17 protein-coding genes are annotated in these 17,775 nt (G+C 70.1%); 10 read left to right on the forward strand and 7 right to left on the reverse strand.

Annotated elements, in window-relative coordinates; genetic code table 11:
* The first annotated feature begins 82 nt into the window (after window positions 1-82).
* Both A9X05_RS02560 and A9X05_RS02565 read left to right on the forward strand, forming a co-directional pair.
* Complete coding sequence (locus A9X05_RS02560; RefSeq protein WP_067779030.1) at window positions 83-889, forward strand: biotin--[acetyl-CoA-carboxylase] ligase; 807 nt, start codon at window positions 83-85, stop codon at window positions 887-889.
* A 10-nt stretch (window positions 890-899) separates the two neighbouring features.
* The gene (locus A9X05_RS02565) at window positions 900-1,418 is read left to right on the forward strand and encodes a PH domain-containing protein (protein ID WP_067779039.1); all 519 of its coding nucleotides are present in this window, start codon (window positions 900-902) and stop codon (window positions 1,416-1,418) included.
* Here the strand turns inward: A9X05_RS02565 and A9X05_RS02570 are convergent.
* Window positions 1,373-2,032 (reverse strand): GtrA family protein, encoded by a 660-nt coding sequence (locus A9X05_RS02570; RefSeq protein ID WP_067758944.1) that lies wholly within the window; start codon window positions 2,030-2,032, stop codon window positions 1,373-1,375. The genes A9X05_RS02565 and A9X05_RS02570 overlap by 46 nt on opposite strands.
* 97 nt (window positions 2,033-2,129) lie before the next feature.
* Here A9X05_RS02570 and A9X05_RS02575 point away from each other — a divergent pair, with 97 nt between their 5' ends.
* The 6 genes from A9X05_RS02575 to A9X05_RS02600 all read left to right on the forward strand — a co-directional run bounded on the left by A9X05_RS02575 (window position 2,130) and on the right by A9X05_RS02600 (window position 8,430).
* Window positions 2,130-3,359 (forward strand): 5-(carboxyamino)imidazole ribonucleotide synthase, encoded by a 1,230-nt coding sequence (locus tag A9X05_RS02575; protein WP_082950278.1) that lies wholly within the window; start codon window positions 2,130-2,132, stop codon window positions 3,357-3,359.
* Window positions 3,352-3,864 carry a 5-(carboxyamino)imidazole ribonucleotide mutase gene (purE, locus tag A9X05_RS02580; RefSeq protein WP_067758950.1) on the forward strand — a complete coding sequence of 171 codons (513 nt, stop codon included), beginning with the start codon at window positions 3,352-3,354 and terminating at the stop codon, window positions 3,862-3,864. The genes A9X05_RS02575 and purE overlap by 8 nt, the downstream gene beginning before the upstream one ends.
* An 18-nt stretch (window positions 3,865-3,882) precedes the next feature.
* Window positions 3,883-5,052 carry an acyl-CoA dehydrogenase gene (locus A9X05_RS02585; RefSeq protein WP_067758953.1) on the forward strand — a complete coding sequence of 390 codons (1,170 nt, stop codon included), beginning with the start codon at window positions 3,883-3,885 and terminating at the stop codon, window positions 5,050-5,052.
* Between the two features lie 137 nt (window positions 5,053-5,189).
* Window positions 5,190-6,383: a PP2C family protein-serine/threonine phosphatase gene (locus A9X05_RS02590; RefSeq protein WP_067758956.1), complete on the forward strand. Its 1,194-nt coding sequence runs from the start codon at window positions 5,190-5,192 to the stop codon at window positions 6,381-6,383.
* Window positions 6,384-6,454: 71 nt separating this feature from the next.
* Window positions 6,455-7,993, forward strand: coding sequence for a CHASE3 domain-containing protein (locus A9X05_RS02595; protein WP_082954865.1), 1,539 nt, complete (start codon window positions 6,455-6,457; stop codon window positions 7,991-7,993).
* Window positions 7,990-8,430: a response regulator gene (locus tag A9X05_RS02600; protein ID WP_067758960.1), complete on the forward strand. Its 441-nt coding sequence runs from the start codon at window positions 7,990-7,992 to the stop codon at window positions 8,428-8,430. The genes A9X05_RS02595 and A9X05_RS02600 overlap by 4 nt, the downstream gene beginning before the upstream one ends.
* Before the next feature lie 4 nt (window positions 8,431-8,434).
* On the opposite strand, the gene A9X05_RS02605 is transcribed toward A9X05_RS02600, so the two are convergent.
* Together A9X05_RS02605 and A9X05_RS02610 are read right to left on the reverse strand one after the other, a co-directional pair.
* On the reverse strand, window positions 8,435-9,628 hold the full coding sequence (locus A9X05_RS02605) for a CoA transferase (protein WP_067758963.1): 1,194 nt from the start codon (window positions 9,626-9,628) through the stop codon (window positions 8,435-8,437).
* A 13-nt stretch (window positions 9,629-9,641) separates the two neighbouring features.
* Window positions 9,642-10,556 (reverse strand): class I SAM-dependent methyltransferase, encoded by a 915-nt coding sequence (locus A9X05_RS02610; protein WP_067758966.1) that lies wholly within the window; start codon window positions 10,554-10,556, stop codon window positions 9,642-9,644.
* 116 nt (window positions 10,557-10,672) lie between these two features.
* On the opposite strand from A9X05_RS02610, the gene A9X05_RS02615 reads away from it, so the two are divergent.
* Window positions 10,673-12,277: an AMP-binding protein gene (locus A9X05_RS02615; RefSeq protein ID WP_067758969.1), complete on the forward strand. Its 1,605-nt coding sequence runs from the start codon at window positions 10,673-10,675 to the stop codon at window positions 12,275-12,277.
* A gap of 65 nt (window positions 12,278-12,342) precedes the next feature.
* Complete coding sequence (locus tag A9X05_RS02620; protein ID WP_067758972.1) at window positions 12,343-13,002, forward strand: cation transporter; 660 nt, start codon at window positions 12,343-12,345, stop codon at window positions 13,000-13,002.
* 1 nt (window position 13,003) lies between these two features.
* On the opposite strand, the gene ctpC is transcribed toward A9X05_RS02620, so the two are convergent.
* The 4 genes from ctpC to A9X05_RS02640 form a co-directional block, all read right to left on the reverse strand.
* Entirely contained in the window at window positions 13,004-15,178 is a 2,175-nt protein-coding gene (gene ctpC, locus A9X05_RS02625) for a manganese-exporting P-type ATPase CtpC (RefSeq protein WP_067758976.1), read from the reverse strand.
* Window positions 15,179-15,189: 11 nt separating this feature from the next.
* Window positions 15,190-15,471, reverse strand: a complete 282-nt coding sequence (locus A9X05_RS02630) for a DUF1490 family protein (RefSeq protein WP_066949897.1) — start codon at window positions 15,469-15,471, stop codon at window positions 15,190-15,192.
* A 90-nt stretch (window positions 15,472-15,561) separates the two neighbouring features.
* Window positions 15,562-16,275, reverse strand: coding sequence for a TIGR03089 family protein (locus tag A9X05_RS02635; protein WP_197498886.1), 714 nt, complete (start codon window positions 16,273-16,275; stop codon window positions 15,562-15,564).
* Window positions 16,263-17,735 (reverse strand): LCP family protein, encoded by a 1,473-nt coding sequence (locus tag A9X05_RS02640; RefSeq protein ID WP_067758979.1) that lies wholly within the window; start codon window positions 17,733-17,735, stop codon window positions 16,263-16,265. The genes A9X05_RS02635 and A9X05_RS02640 overlap by 13 nt, the downstream gene beginning before the upstream one ends.
* Between the last annotated feature and the right edge of the window lie 40 nt (window positions 17,736-17,775).

The following is a 17,775-nucleotide window of genomic DNA, read 5'->3' on the forward strand; positions in this document are numbered from 1 at the left end:
GCATGCTGTTCAGCCACCTGGCCGTCCTGGACATGCTCGACGTCATGAGCCGCCGGCGCCGCTGAGTCCTAGGCTGGGTCCAGTGACAGACCGAGACCAGCTCCGGCCACCGTTGGACCAGGCCGCATTACGAGCCGAGCTGATCGGCACCGGGCTGGGCTGGCGCCGGCTCGACGTCGTCGACGAAACCGGTTCCACCAACGCCGACCTGCTGGCCCGCGCCGCGTCCGGGACCGACGTCGCCGGGGCCGTGCTCATCGCCGAGCACCAGACCGCCGGGCGCGGGCGCCACGGCCGCGGCTGGTCTGCCACCCCGCGGGCCCAGCTCACGATGTCGGTCGCCGTCAGCATCGTCGACGTGCCGACCTCCGGGTGGGGCTGGCTGCCGCTGGCCACCGGGGTGGCGGTGGTGGACACGTTGGCCCCGCTGCTCGACGGCGTTCGGGTGGGGCTCAAGTGGCCCAACGACGTGCTGGCGGGGGACCCCCCGGGCAAGCTGGCGGGCATCCTGGCCGAGGTGGCGCGGCCGGTGGTGGTAATCGGCTTGGGGCTCAACGTGTTTGAGGCACCGGCCGATGTCGAGGGGGCCACCTCGCTGGTCGACTTGGGCGTGCCGGCGCCCGACCGGACCCGGCTGGTGTGCGGGCTGTTGAAGGAACTCGGGCGGCGGATCGTGGCCTGGCGCGCCGCGCGCGGGGCCGACTGGGCGCTGGCGGCCGACTACCGGGCGCGCAGCCTGACGGTCGGCGCGCGGGTGCGGGCGCACCTGCCGGGTGGCAAAGAGGTGGTCGGGGACGCGAGCGCGGTCGACGACCAGGGCAGGTTGTGCATCGAAAGTGGGGGACAGACGGTCGTCGTTTCGGCCGGTGACGTGGTGCATCTGCGGTAGCTTCTGGCAGGTGAGCTATCCGGATAACGTCCTGGCCGCCGGCGAGCAGGTGATCATCCACCGCCACCCGCACTGGAAGCGGCTGATCTGGCCGGTCGTCGTCCTTTTGCTGGTGACCGCGATCGCGGCGTTCGGGTCCGGATACCTCAACTCGACGCACTGGAGCCAGCTGGCCAAGAACATCATCTACGGCGTCATCTGGGGCATCTGGCTGGTGATCGTTGGCTGGCTGACGCTGTGGCCGTTCTTGAGCTGGCTGACCACCCATTTCGTCGTGACGAACCGGCGGGTGATGTTTCGGCACGGGGTGCTGACCCGCACCGGAATCGATATCCCGCTGGCGCGGATCAACAGCGTGGAATTCCGCGACCGGATCACCGAGCGGATGTTTCGCACCGGGACGTTGATTATCGAATCGGCGTCACAAGACCCGTTGGAGTTCTACGACATACCGCGGCTGCGCGAGGTGCACGCGCTGCTGTATCACGAAGTCTTCGACACCCTGGGTTCCGAGGAGTCGCCCGGCTGAGTCAGCCGGCCGGCCCGGTTGCGCCAGGACCGCAGCAGCGTGACGTTGCCGCCCTCGATCTCGTCCTCGAGCATTTCGGCGATACCACCCGCGGTGAGGGCGGATTCCAGCGCCTTGTCCGGGTTGCGCGCGAACTCGTCGGGGAACACCCAGCGCCGGAACGCATAGAAGCGGAACGCCATCTGCAGCAGGTTGCCGATGATGTAGGCCGAGATGAAGTCGGCGATGTTCTCCACGGTCAGCGACACCATCGGCTCCCGCAGCTGCAGGACGTAGCTGGAGAACCACAGCGGCGCCATCGACAGCAGCACGCCCACCCCGCTGAACGCGAAGAACAGCAGCGCCTCGTGGTGACGCTCCCGGCCGCCGCGATCGCGGAAGCTCCACTCCCGGTTCAGCACGTAGGACGCGATGACCGCGACGATGCCGGCGATGACCTTCGCGGTGACCGGCTTGGAGTCCAGAATTGTCAGTTTCAGCGTGTAGAAAATCGCCGAGTCGATCACGAACGTGGTACCGCCGACGATGGCGAATTTGATCAGTTCGTGGTGGCGCAGCAAATAGGGCTGAATAAAGCCGGGCATGCGCTCGATTGCGGCGTCGGCGAAGGGCACAAGTGGTCAGTGTACGGACGGACACAAAATAGACGCAAAATCGTACATAACGATTCGGCGTCACCGCCGGTCAACACGCCGCCCGCGCCGTGACACCATGATGGCCGTGCCGAACATACGCCCTCCCGGGGCCGCACCCACGATAGCGCCGGTGGTCGCCATGGTCGGCGGCGGACAGCTGGCCCGGATGACCCACCAGGCCGCGATCGCCCTCGGGCAGACGCTGCGCGTGCTGGCCACCGCCGCCGACGAGCCGGCCGCGCAGGTCACGCCCGACGTCGTGATCGGTTCGCACACCGAGCTGGACGACCTGCGCCGGGTCGCGGCCGGGGCCCATGTGCTGACGTTCGACCACGAGCACGTGCCGAACGAGCTGCTGGAGAAGCTGGTTGCCGAGGGGGTGAACGTCGCGCCGCCGCCGGAGGCGCTGGTGCACGCCCAGGACAAGCTGGTGATGCGCCGGCGGCTGGACGCGATGGGCGCCCCGGTCCCGCGCTACGCCGGCATCGCGAATCTCGAGGAGCTGGACGCCTTCGCGCAGCTCGTCGGCGGCCCCGTGGTGGTGAAGGCCGTCCGCGGCGGCTACGACGGGCGCGGGGTGCGGATGGCGCGCGACCCCTCGCACGCCCGCGATATCGCGACCAGCTTCCTGGCCGATGGCGTGCCGGTGATGGCCGAGGAGCAGGTGAACCTGCGCCGCGAACTGTCGGCGCTGGTGGCGCGGTCGCCGTTCGGCCAGGGCGCGGCCTGGCCGGTGGTGGAGACGGTCCAGCGCGACGGGATCTGCGTCCAGGTGATCGCGCCCGCCCCGAACCTGCCCGAGCACGTGGCCGCGGCCGCGCAGCAGCTGGCGTTGCGGCTGGCCGCCGAACTCGGCGTGGTCGGGGTGCTCGCGGTGGAGCTGTTCGAGACCGTCCAGGGTGAGCTGCTGGTCAACGAGCTCGCGATGCGGCCGCACAACTCCGGGCACTGGACCATGGACGGGGCGCGCACCAGCCAGTTCGAACAGCACGTGCGGGCGGTGCTGGACTACCCGCTCGGCGACACCGATGCCATCGCCCCGGTGACGGTGATGGCGAACGTCCTGGGCGCCGCGCAGCGGCCGGCGATGACGGTCGACGAGCGGTTGCACCACCTGTTCGCGCGGATGCCCGACGCGCGGGTTCACCTCTACGGCAAGGAGGAACGGCCCGGCCGCAAGGTCGGCCACGTCAATTTCCTGGGCTCCGACATGGCGCAGCTGGCCGCGCTGCGGGAGCGCGCCGAGCTCGCGGCACACTGGTTGTCACACGGGCAATGGACGGACGGATGGGATCCGCATGACTAGCAACCCCAGGGTCGGCGTGATCATGGGCAGCGACAGCGACTGGTCGGTGATGAAGGACGCGGCCGAGGCGCTCGCCGAGTTCGACATTCCGGCCGAGGTTCGGGTGGTCTCCGCGCACCGGACCCCACAGGTGATGTTCGACTATGCGCGCGGCGCGGCCGACCGCGGCATCGAGGTGATCATCGCGGGCGCCGGCGGCGCCGCACACCTGCCGGGGATGGTCGCGTCGGCGACGCCGCTGCCGGTGATCGGGGTGCCCGTCCCGCTGGCGCGGCTGGACGGCCTCGACTCGCTGCTGTCGATCGTGCAGATGCCGGCGGGCGTGCCGGTGGCCACGGTCTCGATCGGCGGCGCCCGCAACGCGGGCCTGCTCGCCGTGCGCATGCTCGGGTCGTCCGACCCGGCGCTGCGGGCGCGCATCGTCGAGTTTCAGGGCCGGCTGGCCGAGAGCGTGCGGGCCAAGGATGAGGCGCTGCAAAAGCGCCAGGGTAAAGTTACTGGCTAGTAGCTAGAGGAGGCCACGATGGCTGGTTGGGCCGGAGACCCCACGTTCGATCTGTTCCAGTTGCCCGAGGAACACCAGGAGTTGCGGGCGGCGATCCGCGCGCTGGCGGAGAAGGAGATCGCCCCGCACGCGGCCGACGTGGATGAGAATGCGCGGTTCCCACAGGAGGCGCTCGAGGCGCTGAATGCGTCGGGGTTCAACGCCGTGCACGTGCCCGAGGAGTACGGCGGGCAGGGCGCGGATTCGGTGGCGGCGTGCATCGTGATCGAGGAAGTGGCCCGCGTCGACGCCTCGGCGTCGCTGATTCCCGCGGTGAACAAGCTGGGCACCATGGGGCTGATCCTGCGCGGCTCCGACGAGCTCAAGAAGCAGGTGCTGCCGTCGATCGCCGACGGCACCGCGATGGCGTCCTACGCCCTCTCGGAGCGGGAGGCCGGCAGCGACGCGGCCTCGATGCGGACCCGGGCCAAGGCCGACGGCGACGACTGGATTCTCAACGGCGCCAAGTGCTGGATCACCAACGGCGGCAAGTCGAGCTGGTACACCGTCATGGCGGTCACCGACCCGGACAAGGGCGCCAACGGCATCTCGTCGTTCATGGTGCACGCCGACGACGAGGGGTTCACGGTCGGTCCCAAGGAACGCAAGCTCGGCATCAAGGGCTCGCCGACCACCGAGCTGTACTTCGAGAACTGCCGCATCCCGGGCGACCGGATCATCGGCGAGCCGGGCACCGGCTTCAAGACGGCGCTGGCGACGCTGGACCACACCCGGCCCACGATCGGCGCGCAGGCGGTCGGCATCGCGCAGGGGGCGCTGGACGCCGCGATCGCCTACACCAAGGACCGCAAGCAGTTCGGCCGCCCGGTCAGCGACAACCAGGGCGTGCAGTTCATGCTCGCCGACATGGCCATGAAGCTCGAGTCCGCGCGGCTGATGGTCTACCACGCCGCCGCCCGCGCCGAGCGCGGCGAATCCAACCTGGGCTTCATCTCCGCGGCGTCCAAGTGCTGGGCGTCCGACGTGGCGATGGAGGTGACCACCGACGCCGTGCAGCTGTTCGGCGGCGCGGGCTACACCGTCGACTTCCCGGTGGAGCGAATGATGCGCGACGCCAAGATCACTCAGATCTACGAGGGCACGAATCAGATCCAACGCGTGGTCATGTCGCGGGCGCTGCTGCGCTGACCTATAGGATCTCCGTCGGTTAACCATCGGGGTGGTAGGGCCACACGTAAAGTCGAACAAATGTGTCTTACCGCGGCCAGGGGGTCTGAAGTGAACAGCGTGGCTACCTTGGCGCATCCCCGGACGACCGGGAATTGATGCCCGTGCGCGCACCAGTGACCCCGGCGGCGAGTTGGCAGTCATTGTCGTTGCTGTTGGTCGAGGACGACCGGGCGGACGCGGTGCTCGTGGAAGACCTGATCGCCGACGCCGTCGCCGATATCCGGGTGGTGTGGGCGCAGTCGATGGCCCACGCCGAACGCGAGCTGGCCTCCGCCCGGCCCGACTGCGTGCTGCTGGACCTGCACCTGCCCGACGCCAACGGCATCGACGCGCTGGACCGCATCGCCAAGCACGACGCCACCGTGCCGATCGTGGTGCTGACCGGACTGAACGACGAGTACTTCGGGGCGTCCGCGGTCGCTGCGGGCGCCCAGGACTATCTGGTCAAGGGCCGGGTCGAGCCGGAGATGCTGCGGCGCGCGCTGCTGTATGCGATCGAACGCAAGCGGGCCGAGCTGATCGCGGCCGACCTGCACGCGACCCGGCTGCGGGCGCGGGAGAACGCGCTGCTGGAGCGCGGGCTGCTGCCCTCCCCGCTGCTGCTGGACAAGCCGGGCGTCGACATCGTCGCGCGGTACCGCCCGAGTCGCGAGGACGCGTTGCTGTGCGGGGACTTCTACGACGTGGTCCAGACACCCGATCGGATCGTGCACGTCCTGATCGGTGACGTCGCCGGCCACGGGCCGCACGAGGCCGCCCTGGGTGCGGCGCTGCGGATCGCGTTTCGCGCGCTCACCTTCGCCGGCGTGCACGGGGTGGAAGTGATGCGGCAGCTCGAGCGGGTGCTGCACTCGGAGCGAACGGACACAGGCGTTTTCGCGACCGTGCTCAGCTTGGAGATCCCGCCCGACAGCACGCGCATCACCGCCATCCGCGCCGGCCATCCGGGGATGCTGTTGCAGCGCGACGGCGCCGTGGAATGGGTGGAGCCGCCGGGCGGTCCGGCGCTGGGCCTGCGCGCCGACGATGACTGGCCGCGGTTCGAGATGGACCTGCCCCCGGGTCAGGGGCTGCTGCTGCTGACCGACGGGCTGTTCGAGGGATATTCGGGACAAGGCATCCGGCGCCTCGGCGAGGACGGCCTGCTCGCGCTGGCGCGATCGCACGCGGCCAAGCCGGGCCCGGAGTTCGTCGATGCGCTCATCGACGGCGCGCAGCAGCTCGCCCAGTCGCACGGCGGGCTCACCGACGACATCGCGGTGCTGCGGGTGGAAAGGACCACCACGTGACCCCGAGGTTGCGCCGCCCGCGACTGTCGCAGCTCACCGTGCGCGGATGGCAGGCGCTCGTGTTGGTCAGCATGGGCGCGATGGTGCTCGCCGGCGCGGTGGTCGGTGCGTTGCTGCTGAATCGCACGGACCAGATGACGCGCGACCTCGTCGACAACATCCAGCCGGCGCGCGTGGCCGCCTTCCAGCTGCAGGCCGCGCTGCGCGACCAGGAGACCGGCATCCGCGGCTACCTGATCGCCGGAGACCGGCAATTCCTCACGCCGTACTACGACGGTCAGCACAGCGAACAGGCTGCGGTGGAAGAGATCCGGCGCCGGCTGGGTGGGCGTCCGGACCTGTTGGGTGACCTGGACGCGATCGAGGACGCGGCGGCCAGGTGGCGGGAAAGCTATGCCGAACCGGTGATCGCGACCGTGCTGCCGAACGGCAAGAACGTCAACAGCAAGCCGTCGGCCGAGCGCGGTAAGGCCGAATTCGACCATCTGCGAATGCTTTTCGATACCCAGAATGCGAACCTGTCCGCGGCCCGGGCGGCCGCGGCGGGCGAACTCAAACGCGTTGATGCCTGGCGCGACAGGGCTTTCGGTGCCATGGTGTTGTTGTTCTTCGTCACGGCCGGGATGCTGGGGTTCCTGATCCGGGAGACGGTCGCCCGGCCGCTCGCGGCGCTGGCCGCGGCGTGCCGCCGGATCACCCAGGGCAGCTTCGAGGAAAGCATCGCGGCGCCGAAGCGGCCCAAGGACGTTCGCGACATGGCGATCGACGTGGAGAACATGCGCAGGCGGATGGTCGAGGAGCTCGAGATCTCACACTCGGCGCAGGCGCAACTGGACGAGCAGGCGGCCGAATTGCGCCGGTCCAACACCGAACTCGAGCAGTTCGCTTACGTGGCGTCGCACGACCTGCAGGAGCCGCTGCGCAAGGTCGCCTCGTTCTGCCAGCTGCTGGAGCGGCGCTACGGCGATCAGCTCGACGAGCGCGGCATCGAATACATCGGCTTCGCGGTCGACGGGGCCAAGCGGATGCAGGCGCTGATCAACGACCTGCTCACCTTTTCGCGCGTCGGCCGGCTCGGCACCACGGAAACCGACGTCGACCTCGACACCACGCTGGACTCCGGTCTGGCCAACCTGGCCACCGCGATCGAGGAATCCGACGCCGAGGTCGTGCGACCCGACTCCCTGCCGCGGATCAAGGGCGACCCGATGCTGCTGACGATGCTGTGGCAGAACCTCATCGGCAACGCGGTGAAGTTCCGGCACAAGGACCGCAGGCCACGCGTCGTCATCGAGTGCGCACCGGGCACCGCCGCTCATGACCGCGAATGGGTGATCACCGTGTCGGACAACGGCATCGGCATCCCGGCGGAGTTCGCCGACAAGGTCTTCGTCATCTTCCAACGCCTGCACGGCCGCGACGTGTACGCCGGGACCGGCGTCGGCCTCGCGCTGGTCAAGAAGATCGTCGAGCACCACGGCGGCACCATCCGGATCGACACGACCCGCACCGAGGGCACCCGGTTCGAGTTCACCCTGCCCATGTCCATGCCCGAGCCCGAGCCCGTTGGCGAAGCAGACGCAGACGCTTTGGAAGGAGCGCATCAATGACGTCAGAAGGTAGAGCGATCGACATCCTGCTCGTCGAAGACGACCCGGGGGACGAGCTGATCACGCGAGAAGCGTTCGAGCACAACAAACTCAACAACCGGCTTCATGTCGCGCACGACGGCGAGGAAGGCCTCGACTACCTCTACCGGCGCGGTCAGTTCTCCGACGCGCCGCGGCCCGACCTCATCCTGCTGGACCTGAACCTGCCGAAATACGACGGCCGTCAGCTGCTGGAGAAGGTCAAGTCCGACCCCGATCTGGCCCGCATCCCGGTCGTCGTGCTCACCACCTCATCGGCGGAGGAGGACATTCTGCGCAGCTACAAGCTGCACGCCAACGCGTATGTCACCAAACCCGTTGACCTGGACCAGTTCATGAAGGCCGTCCAGCAGATCGACGAGTTCTTCGTCCAGGTGGTGCGGCTGCCCAGCCAGTGACGGCTTACGACGTGGTCTGCGGCGCGGTGAGGAACTCGTCGTTGTGCTGTCCCGGCGCGGGCGGCGGTTCGGTGGCCGCCGCGTCGAAGCTCGAGTAGCGCGCGGGCATACGGACCACCGTGACGGTGTCGTCGCCGTCGCCGACGCGCAGGGCGAGCTCGTTCTCGGCGAACAGCGGGGTGTCCACCACCTGCTTCCAGGTGTAGGCCAGGCAGGCCATCAGGCCGCCTTCTTGAAGCAGCTCGACCCATTCGGCCGCGGTCTTGGCGGCCAGCGCAGACTCGAGCTCCTCGGTCAGTTCGTGGTAATTCATTGCGCGCGAACGCTGGTCGATGAACCGCTGGTCGGTCAGCAGGTCGGGGCGGCCGATGATCTGGCACAGCTTCGCCCAGTGCTTGGGCACGTACGCGCTGATCACCAGGTACCCGTCGGCGGCCTTGAACGCGTCCGACGGCTGGGTGGCGAAGCCGACTCCCTTGCGCTTCTTGGCTTTCGGTGCCGCATCGGGTTTGGGCGCCTCGCTCGGCTTGTTCAGGTGGATCGTGAGCTGGCCGGCCTGCAGGTTGACCGCGACGTCGTACATTGCCACCCGCACCACGTCGGCCACCCCGTGGCGCTCCCGGTTGAGCAGCGCGGCCAGCACCGCCTGCGCCAGTACGTGACCGCTGGCGGCGTCGACGAGCTGGAACGGGATGATCTGGGGCTTGCCGGTCGGCGTGGGCATCCCGGTGGTCATGCCCGACTCGGCGGCGACCATCAGGTCGACGCCCGGCCTGCTGCCGTGCGGGCCGTTGCCGCCGTAGGCCGACAGCCGCGCGTAGATCAGCCTGGGGTTGCGTGCGCGCAGGTCATCGGGGCCCAGGCCCATGCGCTCCATCACGCCGGGGCGGAATCCCTCCAGCACGACGTCGGCCGTGTCGACCAGCCGCAGGATCTGCTGCTTGGCCTCGTCGTCGGTGAGGTCCACCGCCACCGACTTCTTGCCCCGGTTGTGGGGCAGAAACAACGTGGGCAGCGGCGGGCGCCCGGGCAGCACCGCGGTGATCTGCCGCGCCGCCTCACCGTGGGGCGCCTCCACTTTGATCACCTCGGCGCCCAGGTCGGCCAGCACCTGACCGGCCAGCGGCCCGGCAATGTTCTGGGTGAAATCGAGTACCCGGAATCCGTCAAGTGGCTTGGCGGGCGTGCTGTCTGCCATCGGTGGCCTTCCGTCAACGGGCCGCGTGCAACTCTGCGATGCAGTAGTAGTTCTGGGCGAACGGCGCACCGGGATCGGTGCGCTGCAAAGGTAACCCGTTGTCGGCCAACAGCTGATTCAGGGGTGTGCGAGTCGGGCGCCAGCCGTGCCGCTCCAGGTGGGTCGCCGCGTCGTTGCGCTCGCCCGGAAAGCCCAGGTCGCCGAGCGCGATGTCGAGGCCGTTGTCCCGCCACTTCTGGCTGGCGGCGTTCAGGGCGTCCCCGTTGGCGCCGGAGTTGATGAAGACCTCGGCCACCAGCCGGCTGCCGGCGGCGCTCAGCGCGGTGATGTCGTCGAGCAGCCGGTCCTGCGCCTCGGGCGGCAGGAAGCCGAGCAATCCCTCGGCGGCCCAGGCGGTGGGTCGAGCGGTGTCGAATCCGGCGTCTCGCAGCGCCGACGGCCAATCGTGGCGCAGGTCGATCGGCACGGCGCGCACCTCGGCGGTGGGCCGGGCACCGAGCTCGGCGATGGTGGCGGTCTTGAACTCGATGACCTCCGGCTGGTCGATCTCGTACACCGTGGTGCCCGCCGGCCAGGGCAGCCGGTAGGCCCGCGCGTCCAGGCCGGAGGCCAGGATCACCACCTGGCTTATCCCCGCGGCGCCGGCCTCGGCGAAGAAGGCGTCGATGTAGCGCGTGCGGGCGGCCAGCATGTCGGTCATGCGTTGCATGCCCCACGGCGCCCCGGGCTCGTCGACGTCGGCGGAGTCCAGTTCGCCGGCCGCCCAGCGCGTCATGAAGTCCACCCCGACCGCCCGCACCAGCGGCTCGGCGAACGGGTCGTCGATCAGCCCGTCGCGGGTGGCCCGGGCCCGTCCGGCGGCCACCATGGTGGCGGTCGCCCCCACACTCGTGGCCAGGTCCCAGCTGTCGTTGTCGGTGCGCGTCATCGGCAATCGTCCCCTTCCGTCTAGTCGTTAGCCAGAATAACGATGGTGACGAAAGACCCCGTCCGTAGTGGCGTTGCGCCCTTATCCGGCGCGGTGTCGGGCGGCAGCATCGACGTGTGCAAATTCTTCGGCGCGCGGGTGCGGAAGCCCGGTCACTGCTCCTCTACGCCCGGTCCGGGGGATTGCGGTGGATACCGCCCGGCCGCGTCGCGCCGGTGCTGGGCGCCGTTCGGCGCTACGGCATCCTGGGTGCGGCGACGGCGATCGCCGCCGGACGGGACCCCGACGGGGTGGCGCTGATCGACGAGCGCGGCCCGCTGACGTTCGGTGAACTTGACCGCCGGACCAACGCGCTGGCCAACGAGTGGCGCCGGCGCGGCCTGGGCCCGGGTCACGGCGTGGCCATCCTGGTCGGCAATCACCGCGGCTTTCTGGAAGCCGTCTACGCCGCAGGCAAGTGCGGCGCCGGTGTCCTGCTGCTCAACACCGGCTTCGGCGCCCCGCAGCTGGCCGGGATGCTGGCCTCCGAACGCGCCGATCTCCTGGTCTACGACGAGGAGTACGGCGCCGTCGTCGCCGACGCCCGGCCGCCGCTCGGCCGCGTCCTGGCCTGGACGGAGACGCCCGATTCCGACTCGCTCGACGCGCTGATCGAGCGGGGTGATCCCGCCCCGCCGCCGGCCTCCGGCGGGCGGCCCAAGATCGTCATCTCGACCAGCGGGACGACCGGAACGCCGAAGGGCGCCGCGCGTTCGGAGCCCTACTCGCTGATACCGGTCGGCGGCCTGCTCGGGAAGGTCCCGTTCCGCGGCCGGGAAGTCACCGAATGCTGTGTGCCGCTGTTCCATTCGATGGGTTTCAGCCATGCGATGTACGGCATGGTGCTGGGCTCGACCCTGGTGCTGCGCCGCCACTTCGATGCCCGGGAGACGCTGGCCAGCCTGGCCGCACACCGGGCCAGCGCCATGATCGTGGTGCCGATCATGTTGCGGCGCCTGCTCGACCTGGGCCCCGCCGCCCTGGCCGAGCACGACCTGTCGGCGCTGCGCATCGTGTTCATCGGCGGCTCGCAGCTGGGCGCCGCGCTGGCCACTCGCGCGCTCGAGGCGCTCGGGCCCGTGGTCTACAACATGTACGGGTCGACCGAGGTCGCCTACGCCACCATCGCCACGCCCGCGGATCTGGCCGTCGCGCCGGGCTGCGTGGGTGCGGTGGTGCCCGGCTCGGTGGTCAAGGTCTTCACCGCCGACGGGCGTGAGGCGCCGCCGGGGACGCCGGGGCGCATCTTCGTCGGCAACGTGCTGGCCTTCGAGGGCTACACCGGTGGCGGCACCAAGGAGTCGATCCGGGGCCTGATGTCCACGGGCGACGTCGGTCACTTCGACGCCGACGGCCGGCTCTTCATCGATGGGCGCGACGACGAGATGATCGTCTCCGGCGGGGAGAACGTCTACCCCGGCGAGGTCGAGGAGGCGCTCTCACACCACCCCGACGTCCTCGACGTCGCGGTGGTCGGGGTCGGCGACGAGGAGTTCGGGCAGCGGTTGCGTGCCTACGTCGTGGTGCGGCCGGGCGCGACGCTGACGGAGGATGACGTCAGGCAGTACGTGCGGGACCGGCTGGCCCGCTTCAAGGTCCCCCGCGACGTGCTGTTCGTCGACGCGCTGCCCCGCAACGCGGGCGGAAAGGTGCTCAAGCGGGTGCTGACCGGTCAGGTTTGACACGGTTGTGTTACTAGCTGGTGTCCGGGACTGCCGCCGGGCGTGATCGCCGCTAGCCTCGCGCCATGACCACCTTCTCGCTCACCGCCGACGGCCACGCCCTCGCCGCGGCGCGGGACGCCGGTTGGCGGCGCAGCGCCGAGTGGGCGCGGCGCCTCGCGTGGATCAGCCTGGTCGCGGTGCTGGTCGAGGGCGCCGTCGGGCTGTGGCAGGGCCTGGCGGTCGGGTCGGTGGCGCTGACCGGCTGGGCGCTCGGCGGGGTGTCCGAGGCGCTGGGCAGCGCGATGGTGGTGTGGCGGTTCAGCGGAGCCAGGACCTTCTCGGCAGACGCCGAGCGGCGCGCGCAACGCGGTGTCGCGGTGTCGTTCTGGCTGACCGCCCCGTACATCGCCGCGGAATCCGTGCGGGAGCTGATCGGTGAGCACCGCGCCGAGGCGTCGGCGATCGGGCTCGCGCTGACCGCCGCCGGGTTGCTGCTGATGCCGATCCTCGGCCGGGCCAACCGCCGACTGGGCGCGCGGCTGGACTCGGGCGCCACCGAGGCCGAGGGGATGCAGAACTACCTGTGCGCCGCCCAGGCGGCCGGGGTGCTCGTCGGGCTGGCGACGATGGCGCTTTGGTCCGGCGGCTGGTGGATCGACCCGGCGGTCGGGCTCGGGATCGCCGGCGTCGCGGCCTGGCAGGGTGTGAGGGCCTGGCGCGGCCACGACTGCGGCTGCTGCTGAGCTAGTCGAGCCGGTACCGGATCAGCCGGGAGCTGTTGGCCACCACCGCGACCGACGACGCGTTGTGCAGGATCGCGGCCAGCACGGGGGACAGCGCGCCGCCCGCGCCGATGATCAGCCCGGCGGCGTTGACCGCGATCGACATGCCGTAGTTCTCCCGGATGACGTCGACGGCCCGGGCGCCCAGATCCCGGACGTCGAGCAGGCGATGCAGGTCGTCGTTGGCCAGCGCCACATCGGCGGTCTCCACCGCGACGTCCGTTCCGGCCAGGCCCATCGCGATCCCGATGTCGGCCGCCGCCAGTGCCGGGGCGTCGTTGATGCCGTCACCGACCATGCCGACCACGTAGCCGTCGTTCTGCAGGCCGCGCACCACCTCGAGCTTGTCCTCCGGCATCACCTCGGCGCGCCACTCGTCGATCCCCAGTTCCTCGGCGACCACCTGGGCGATGTCGGGATGGTCGCCGGTGAGCATGACGATGCGGCGAATCCCATTGTCCCGCAACTGTTTAAGCACCTCGACCGCTTCGGTGCGCACCTCGTCGCGCAGGCTGATCAAGCCCACCAGCTTGCCGTCGACCGCGAGCAACAGCGGGGTCTCGGCCTGGCGCCGCAGCCTGTCCACCCACTCCGAGGCCTTCTTCGACACCCGCACCTTCTCGGCGCGCAGCAGGCCGGGGCTGCCGAGCAGCAGGGTGCGGCCGTCGGCCCAGGTGCGCATGCCCAGGCCGACCAGGACCTCGCACTCCTCGTGCGGCGGGATGGTGATGTGGCGCTCCTCGGTCGAGCGGATCACCGCCTCGGCCAGTGGATGGCGGGAGTGGATCTCCGAGCTGGCCGCGTAGGCCAGCACCTGCTCGGGCTCCCAATCCTTGTGCAACGCAATGATGTTGGTGACCACCGGACGGCCGACGGTCAGCGTGCCGGTCTTGTCGAACACGATCGCGTCCACCCGGCCGGCCTGCTCGAGGTGCGATCCGCCCTTGATCAGGATGCCGCGGCGCGCGCCGTTGCCGATCGCGGCGCTGATGGCCGTCGGGGTGGACAGGCCCACCGCGCAGGGGCAGGCGATCAGCAGCATGGTCATCGCGCGGCGCACGTCCCCGGTGACCGCCAGGGTGAGCGCCGAGACGATGAACGAGGTGGGAACGAAACGGCGGGAGAAGTTTTCGCCGACGGTCTGGATGGGCGCCCGGTCGTGCTGCGCCTCCTCGACGCGGGTGATGATGCGTCCGATCGCCGTCTGGTTGCCGACGGCCTCGGCCCGCACCACGAGGCGCCCGCGCACCACGACCGACCCGGCGTGCACGTGCGCGCCCACTGCGACCGAAACGGGCAGGTTCTCACCGGTGATCGCGGACTGGTTGACGATCGCCTCGCCGTCGACGACCTCGCCGTCGACCGGGATCGCGACGTGGTCGTGAATGATCACCTCGTCGCCGATCTCCACTGTATCGATGGGGACCTGGACCTCGGCCCCGTCGGCGAGCCGGATCCAGGCCGTGTCCTGGCTGCCGCGCAGCAGCTCCGAGATCGCCCGCCGGGTGCGGCGCAAAGTCAGGTCCTGCAGGTACTCACCGATGTTGAGCAGCCACAGCACGGTGAGCGCCACCACGTTCTCGCGCAGCACCAGGCTCGCCACCGTCGCGGCCGACACCAGGGCGTCGGTGCCGGCCCGGCCCGAGCGCAACGAGCGCAGCGCCCCGCGCAGGAACGGGTAGCCGGTGAAGATGGTGACGCCGGTGGCCAGGATCCGGCCGTTCGGGCCCAACAGCGGTGGCCGGGCGAACACGTAGCGGCGCACGCCGAGCAGGGCCAGCGCCGCGCCGCCGATGACCATCCGCAGCACGTCGGTATTGCGGATCTCCGACGAATGCGGAGCGCGGGCCGGGATCAGCTCGGCGGCGACGTGCGCGGCGGAGGCAATCGCCGCCAGCACCGCGGCGCGGTCACACCGCCGGGGCGAGTACCAGACGACGACCGATCCGGTGCGCGGGTAGGCGTGCACCACACGCACGCCGTCCTCCTTGGCGACGGCCTCCTCGACCGCCACCGCGCGCCGGGAGTCGCACCGCAGCCAGTCGACGGAAACCCGCATGCGCCCGGCCGCATCCGAAATAACCTGCAGCGCAGGGTCTTTCGAGCGGACCGGCTCGAGGGCGGTGGCGAGCGCCATGTAAACGGGGGTCAGTGGTCGTGCTGGTGGACGTCGGCGACGGCCGGGGTGGGCGCTTCCTCGCCGATGCGCTCGCGGGCTTCTGCCATGACGTCGGCGATCTTGAGCCGGGCCGACTCGGCGGCCTCCTCGGCCTTGCGGGTTCCGCGCAGCCCGAGCTCCGCCGCCGACACCGCGGTCTCGTGCAGCGGCGCCTTGGCCACGGCCTTGCGCACCACCTCGTAAGCCGTCACGCCGACGAGGCCGGTGACCACAGTCGATGCCGCCTTTGCCAAGAGCGCGTACCCCGCCATTGCCCGGACCTCCTTGTCGTCGCCGCGTCAACCGACGCTCGCTCGACGTTAACATTGAAATATAGCGATATCAATATGAATCGCGCGTCCCTAGAGCACCCGGGTGACCTTCTCGGTCTCGATCCGGCGCGCCAGCGCCGACGGGTCGGGATGGGCGACCTGCACCAGCGACGCGCCGACGGCCAGGATCGCCAACAGGCCGTCCACCAGTTCCCGGGGGCCTGGCCACGCGGCGGTGGAAAGCACCCGGTCCTTGGCGGTCAATTCCCTTGCGGCGGCAGAGCTTTGGCAGTCGGCCAGCACCTCGTCGACGGACCGGCCGGCCAGCGCCGGGCCGGGATGGCGTTCGGCGACGATTTGGTCGCCGTGCACGCGCACGGCGGTGGCGTAGTCGGTGACGCCGATCGGGAGGTCCGCGGCCGGACGACCGAACGGGTCCAGCGACAGCACCGCCACCTCACCGGCCATCGAGTCCGCCTCGTCCAGCCGCCCGGCGGTGCACAGTGCGAGGTCCGCCGCGCCCGGTTCGAGCACCGCCTCGGCGCCGATCCACCACACGCCGAACAACACGGCCGCGGTCTGCCAGTGCGCCGGCAGCAGGATCGCGACCCGGCTGCCCGGCCCGGCGCCCAGCTCGTCGCGCAACAGGTTGCCGGTCTTGGCCGCCCAGTTGGCCAGCGTGACCGCGGACAACTCGATGCGCTCGCCGGTGGCGTCGTCGTAATAGGTGATGCGCGGGCCGACCGGATCGGCCCGCAGCATCGGGTCCAGGATGGCGCCGGAAAGCGTGCTCAGTTGATGCACTCGGGCTTGTCGGAACCGGCGGTCAGGATCGGCGAGGGCGCCGGGACGTTGGGGTCCGCCGCCACCGAACCGACGTTGGACACCCGGGCGGGCATCACCGTCCCGGTGCCGGACAGGCCCGAACCGGGGCCGCTGTAGTCGTTGCCCAGCACCACCCGAACCGAGCCCGGTGCCAGGGACGGATCAGCGACCACCGGCAACCCGCCCAGCTCCTTGGACACCTCCTGGGCGCCCACGTCGTCGGTCTTGGCGGCCCGCACCTGGCTGCCCTTGACGTGGCCGCCATCGTTGTTGCCAACCGTGCCCGCACCAAATCCCTTGGACGTCAACACCTGCGACACCGCCGACGCCAGCCCGTTGATGTCGGTGTCGTTGACCACGCTGGCGGTGGTCTTCGCCGGGGTGTAGGCGATCTCCTCGGTCTTGCCCTGCTCCTGGTCGTGCAGCAGCCCGCTGACCCAGTCGGCGACCTGGTGCGGATCCACCCGCACCACGCTCTGCATGCCGTCGTCGCTCCAGCCGGCGCCGTCGAGCACCGGGATGGTGGCGAACGCGACATTGCCACCGGCCAGTTTCTGCATCTGCTGCACGAAGTCCATGACGTCCCAACCCGACGAGATCACCACCGAGCGCTGCACGGCCGCCTCGAGCCTCTTGACCGTGGTGGGGCTGGACAGCGTCTTGCCGGAGATGACCCGGTGGGCCAGCGAGGCCATCACCACCTGCTGGCGCACCACCCGGTCCAGGTCGCCGCGCGGCAGCTCGTGCCGCTGGCGGACGAAGCTCAGCGCCTCCGGCCCGTCCAGCCGCTGCGGGCCGGCCGGGAAGTCGGCACCCGAAAGCGGTTCGAACACCGGCTCTTTGAGGCAGACGTCCACGCCGCCGAGCGCGTCGGTGATCAACGAGAACCCGAGCAGGCCGATCTCGGCGTAGTGGTCCACGGTGACGCCGGTGAGGTCGGCGACGGTCTTGATCAGCGCTTCGCGCCCGGCCTCGGTGCCCTGCGCGGCGGCGTCCTCGGCCGAGTCGCCGGCCTTGACCAGGCTGGTGCGCTTGGCCTCGCGGGTCTGGCCGTAGACGCCGTTGATCTTCGTCTTGCCCAGGCCGGGGGCCGCGACGTAGGAGTCGCGGGGGATCGAGATGGCGGTCGCCGACTTCCCGTTGTTGGGGATCCGGATCAGGATGATCGTGTCGGTGTTGGTCGCTTCCTCGTCGCCGGCGCGCAGGGTGGCCAGTTCCTCCTGCGACAGCGGGTTGCCGTGGGCGTCGGTGCGGCTGTCGAGGCCGACCAGCAGGATGTCGATCGCGCCGTCGTCGCCGCCCTTGCCGAGCGAGGGTGCGGACATGTGGAAGATGCCGTCCTCGAAGGAGCGGACGTTGCTCCACGCCAGCCCGGTGCCGAGGACGACAACGAGCGTGAGCGCAGTGGCAATCACACGAACCACACGTTGCACAGGCATCCCACTAGGTTACTTGCGACACAGACGCTTCGCGGGTAGC

Source organism: Mycobacterium sp. E3298, from assembly GCF_001666895.1.
Lineage (GTDB): Bacteria > Actinomycetota > Actinomycetes > Mycobacteriales > Mycobacteriaceae > Mycobacterium.

What these genes read in the sequence shown, in the direction of transcription:
- A9X05_RS02575 (WP_082950278.1), top strand. Translation starts at nt 2,130, where the DNA reads ATGATGGCCGTGCCGAACATACGCCCTCCCGGGGCCGCACCCACGATA.
- purE (WP_067758950.1), top strand. Translation starts at nt 3,352, where the DNA reads ATGACTAGCAACCCCAGGGTCGGCGTGATCATGGGCAGCGACAGCGAC.
- A9X05_RS02585 (WP_067758953.1), top strand. Translation starts at nt 3,883, where the DNA reads ATGGCTGGTTGGGCCGGAGACCCCACGTTCGATCTGTTCCAGTTGCCC.
- A9X05_RS02590 (WP_067758956.1), top strand. Translation starts at nt 5,190, where the DNA reads ATGCCCGTGCGCGCACCAGTGACCCCGGCGGCGAGTTGGCAGTCATTG.
- A9X05_RS02595 (WP_082954865.1), top strand. Translation starts at nt 6,455, where the DNA reads ATGGGCGCGATGGTGCTCGCCGGCGCGGTGGTCGGTGCGTTGCTGCTG.
- A9X05_RS02600 (WP_067758960.1), top strand. Translation starts at nt 7,990, where the DNA reads ATGACGTCAGAAGGTAGAGCGATCGACATCCTGCTCGTCGAAGACGAC.
- A9X05_RS02605 (WP_067758963.1), bottom strand. Translation starts at nt 9,628, where the DNA reads ATGGCAGACAGCACGCCCGCCAAGCCACTTGACGGATTCCGGGTACTC.
- A9X05_RS02610 (WP_067758966.1), bottom strand. Translation starts at nt 10,556, where the DNA reads ATGACGCGCACCGACAACGACAGCTGGGACCTGGCCACGAGTGTGGGG.
- A9X05_RS02620 (WP_067758972.1), top strand. Translation starts at nt 12,343, where the DNA reads ATGACCACCTTCTCGCTCACCGCCGACGGCCACGCCCTCGCCGCGGCG.
- ctpC (WP_067758976.1), bottom strand. Translation starts at nt 15,178, where the DNA reads ATGGCGCTCGCCACCGCCCTCGAGCCGGTCCGCTCGAAAGACCCTGCG.
- A9X05_RS02630 (WP_066949897.1), bottom strand. Translation starts at nt 15,471, where the DNA reads ATGGCGGGGTACGCGCTCTTGGCAAAGGCGGCATCGACTGTGGTCACC.
- A9X05_RS02640 (WP_067758979.1), bottom strand. Translation starts at nt 17,735, where the DNA reads ATGCCTGTGCAACGTGTGGTTCGTGTGATTGCCACTGCGCTCACGCTC.